The organism is Companilactobacillus jidongensis (assembly GCF_003946575.1).
In the GTDB taxonomy this organism is placed as follows: Bacteria; Bacillota; Bacilli; order Lactobacillales; family Lactobacillaceae; genus Companilactobacillus; species Companilactobacillus jidongensis.
Genome location: NZ_RHOP01000036.1, coordinates 1 through 4,275, shown reverse-complemented (window position 1 = coordinate 4,275; position 4,275 = coordinate 1). Strand labels below are relative to the sequence as shown.

Below are 4,275 nucleotides of genomic sequence, written 5' to 3'. Positions count from 1 at the left end.
AGTGATGTTTTTTTTGCATTAAAAGAGTATAAAAAAACTGGTATTGATTATTCATCAATACCAGAAAGTATAGGACCATTTTTGTACACTATCTTTTTGTTTTGTATGTGTTTTCACTAATATTTAGATATCTATTATTATACTTATCAAAAATGTACTAAAATATAAATGTAAAAAGTTTGGTGGTGATATTTTGATGGGTAAATCGAAAGTGTTTTCGGTTTTCATGGTTATCTTTTATGCCATATTGCTTTTTCTTGTGATTGCTGATAAGAACATGATTGCTATGTATATGATGGCTATTGGGATGTTATTAGAAGCGATTGTGAATGCTTTTGGGGTTTTCAAAAAGTAAGATAAAATTTGAATAGAAGGCGAAGACATTGGGAAAAACAAAAGTTTATAATGATTATTTTTTTGATGAGCCGATATTTGACTTACACGATGGCGGCTACAAACCATTGGAGGTTGCTGATGTACCAGATAAACCTCTGAATGTTCCAGAACTATTAAAACCTGACAAGGTTGAGGGCAATGATGTTTATTACACATTAACTGCTCAAGAGGGTGAAACACAGATTTTACCTGGTAAGAAAACTAAGACTTGGGGTTATAGCACAAGTATTCTAGGTAAGACAATTGTCTATAAGAAGGGTGTTCATTATCATGTTCACCTAGTTAATGATTTGCCAGAAGTAACAACATTTCACTGGCATGGATTAAATGTCACAGGCCCCATCGTTGATGGTGGTCCACATGCACCTGTTTATCCTGGTGGTAGTCGTGATATTGATTTCACACTTGATCAACAAGCCCAGACTGATTGGCTCCATGCTCATCCATGTCCAAATACAGCTCGTCAAGTTTGGAATGGATTAGCTGCATCGGTCGTTGTTACTGATGATGAGGAAGCAAAATTACCATTTCCAAGAAATTATGGTGTCGATGATATTCCAGTTATTTTACAAGATAGAAGTTATCACGACAATCAATTAGATTATAAAGCTGATTACGATATGGATGGTACATTGGGCAAGTATGCCTTGGTCAACGGCACTATCAACGGAGTATTCGATGTTACAACACAACGTGTACGTCTTCGTATTCTTAATGGAGCCAACCGTCGTGAGTTCCGTCTACATTTTGATGATGATCATGAATTCACACAAATCGCTTCTGATGGTGGAACATTACCCGAGCCAGTTCACTTCACTAAGTTGATGTTGACATGTGCTGAGCGTGCCGAAGTTATTGTAGACTTTGGTGATAAGAAGCCTGGAGATGTTGTTACATTGATGACAGACAATATTCCAATCATGAAATTCAAGATTGGTGAATATAAGCGCGAGGATGTTGAATTGCCAGAACATATGGCCAATATCCCTACACCAGAACCAACACCAGGAACACAAATCGTTCACACAGTCATGTCTGGTATGGATGATCAAGTTCGTCTTGATGGAAAATTATTCGATATGCAAAGAATCGATAAGAAGCAAAAAATCGGTGATACGGTCATTTGGGATGTCACAAATACCAATGATATGGATAAGGGAATGATTCATCCATTCCACATGCATGGTAATCAATTCTTAGTATTGAGTAGAAATGGTAAGGATGTTTATCCAAATGAACACGGATGGAAAGATGTTGTCGGTGTAAATGCCGGTGAAACAGTCAGATTAGCCGTTAGATTCACTAAATTTGGAATCTACATGTATCATTGCCACATTTTGGAACACGAAGATACCGGAATGATGGCACAAATTGAAGCCTATGATCCAAATGAAAAACATGAATTTCATTTGATTTCTATGGATGAGATGATGAACCCAAAGTAGAGCGCATATAATTAAAACGAAGTCAGCAGAGAAATAATCTCAGCTGGCTTTTTTATTATCTATAAAAGTAATAACATGAATATATCAAAAAAAGAGGGTGGATTCGTGGAAGACAACAGTTTCAAAAAAAGAATGGGATTTTTAACATTTGCGATAATCCTCGACGCGGCGGCCAATGCCTTGATGATCGATAGTAACGTCGGTAGTGCCGTTTGGATGGCATCAGGTGTCAATATATCTCATTTGATAAATGTTCCTTACGGAACAACTTTATTCGTCTATGCAGTATTGGTAACTGTTGCTAATCAAGTGTTGATTGGCAAGTTTGATGGACATATTTTCATTTCAAACTTATTATTCTCGCTGCCATTCAGTTATTTAGTAGGGTTCTTTTCTAATCTCTATTTACCATTACATTTAGATCAATTGAATGTAGTTTTGAGAGTTACAATTGATATTATCGGATTAATAGGTGTATCAGTCGGAACTTCGATTTATCAGCGTTGTAATTTGATCCAGCATCCAAATGACGAATTGGCATATTTGTTGAGATTCAAATATTTACATGGTTCAGCAGGTTGGGGACAATTGATAAGTTACACACCACCCGTTACGATAATGCTGATCTGTTACCTTAGTACAGGTAAATTATTATCTGTTGGTATAGGAACATTATTGGCAGTTTTTATTCAAGGAATAATAATTGGTATATCGGACAAAATCGTTGTCCCTTCATTAAAACATCATTACGTTCTTTAAGTTCATATTAAAATAATGTTAAAAGAATATGAAAATGCAACTAAAAAATTCAAAAAGAGTTAAAATAATTTGAGTGAATACTATTGCACCTGAGGGTCAGATGTTGTACTATGATTTTTAGGGACTACCAGATTCAAAACAACTGATTCCTTCCCGAAGGTGGAGCCATATGGTTTCATCTTTTTTTATTGGAAGAAACACAAAAATGCACTGAGCAAACTTATCAAGTTAGGTTACTCGGTGCATTTTATTTTTAATTAAATGTGAATGTCTCATCTTCAACGGTGATTCTATTACGTCCGGATTCTTTAGATTCATATAAGTAATGATCGACACGTTTGAATAAGTCGTTAAAATTTCTATCAGCAGGTTGCAATTGCGATATACCAAACGAAATGCGGATGGTTAAACTTTCACCATTGTATTCCAACGGGTCATCAAGTATATGATGACGAATATCTTTGATGATTTTAACTGACTCATTATCTGTTAGACCACGAAAAATTATAATAAATTCTTCGCCACCGTAGCGAAACAGTTGTCCACGAGTAGTTTTTTGGAATAATTGATGTTCAAAACTACTTGCGACGTAACTCAATACTTTGTCACCGGTCATATGACCATAGTTATCATTGAACTTTTTAAAATGATCAATGTCGAACATTGCCACGGTCAGTGGGATGTCCTTATCTTTGCTGTAGACTTTAAAAACCTCAGTAGAAACCTCATCGAAATTAGCACGATTTCTAACACCTGTTAGTTCATCGTAGTTAACTTTTTCGGATAGGTTATTATAGTCATTGAATGAATTTCTGATCCACTTTGCGACAAAACGGATCAACGACATGTAAATTATGAATCCAATTAGGATATAGATAGTCTTGATTGGTGAAAATCGGTAGATTGGCCAGATGATCATCCACCAGATACCGCCATAAATAATTTGTAATGCCATGTATTTCCATTCATCATTCAATAAATTGTTCTTATTGTGAGCGATGTATATTACGGTTACCGCCATAGCAATCAGAGCTAGGATGAAAATAACATTGTAACTTGTATCTCCCTCAAATAAATGGTGTCCAAAGATATAAAGTGGAGCGATAATATTGACGAATTCAATTACAGTGTTCTGCATTGTGTACAGAGAATATAAAAGAAGTGTCATTTGAGTCGTCGCATAGAACCAGTTGGTTGAGCTTCCAGCATTAAGTGCTTTGAATATATGCTGTACTAAAATCATACTGATCACCACAACCGCACCTTCAGTTAGTCCTAGAATGATATCGTAAGACCTGTTCTTGTGTCTTCTGGAGATGTCCTCAAAACTATATGACATAACTGTTAGTATGGTTACGAGGCCAACAGTTATCAGGCCAATAATTATCGCATTAATGTTTGCGTCCACATTTAAAAGCTTTGGAAATACACCAGCTTCTAATATTGTTGACATTCCGCACCTCTCTTTTTTGACGTTTAACAATCGTGTTTAGTAAACGATTGTGGTTACTTCCAAGTATACTACATAATATTAATAAATTTATAATCAGAATATACAAAAGGGAGCTGAGATTTAATTGTCTCAACTCCCTTTTTTCGGTTCTATACTTTCTGGTATTGATGAATAATCAATACCAGTTTTTTTGTACTCTTTTAAAACAAAAAGAACATCACT

4 protein-coding genes are annotated in these 4,275 nt (G+C 35.3%); 3 read left to right on the top strand and 1 reads right to left on the bottom strand.

Annotated elements, in window-relative coordinates; genetic code table 11:
* Positions 1-193: 193 nt before the first annotated feature.
* The 3 genes from EKM68_RS13615 (at position 194) to EKM68_RS13470 (ending at position 2,600) form a co-directional block, all read left to right on the top strand.
* On the top strand, positions 194-355 hold the full coding sequence (locus EKM68_RS13615; protein ID WP_164509465.1) for a hypothetical protein: 162 nt from the start codon (positions 194-196) through the stop codon (positions 353-355).
* A gap of 28 nt (positions 356-383) precedes the next feature.
* Positions 384-1,841, top strand: a complete 1,458-nt coding sequence (locus EKM68_RS13475; protein ID WP_125591318.1) for a multicopper oxidase family protein — start codon at positions 384-386, stop codon at positions 1,839-1,841.
* Positions 1,842-1,973: 132 nt separating this feature from the next.
* Positions 1,974-2,600, top strand: coding sequence for a hypothetical protein (locus tag EKM68_RS13470; protein ID WP_225423024.1), 627 nt, complete (start codon positions 1,974-1,976; stop codon positions 2,598-2,600).
* Positions 2,601-2,853: 253 nt separating this feature from the next.
* On the opposite strand, the gene EKM68_RS13465 is transcribed toward EKM68_RS13470, so the two are convergent.
* Complete coding sequence (locus EKM68_RS13465) at positions 2,854-4,053, bottom strand: GGDEF domain-containing protein (protein WP_125591316.1); 1,200 nt, start codon at positions 4,051-4,053, stop codon at positions 2,854-2,856.
* Between the last annotated feature and the right edge of the window lie 222 nt (positions 4,054-4,275).

Bases quoted from the DNA above. Each gene is read 5' to 3' on its own strand.
- EKM68_RS13470 (WP_225423024.1), top strand. From the start codon at position 1,974: ATGGGATTTTTAACATTTGCGATAATCCTCGACGCGGCGGCCAATGCC.
- EKM68_RS13465 (WP_125591316.1), bottom strand. From the start codon at position 4,053: ATGTCAACAATATTAGAAGCTGGTGTATTTCCAAAGCTTTTAAATGTG.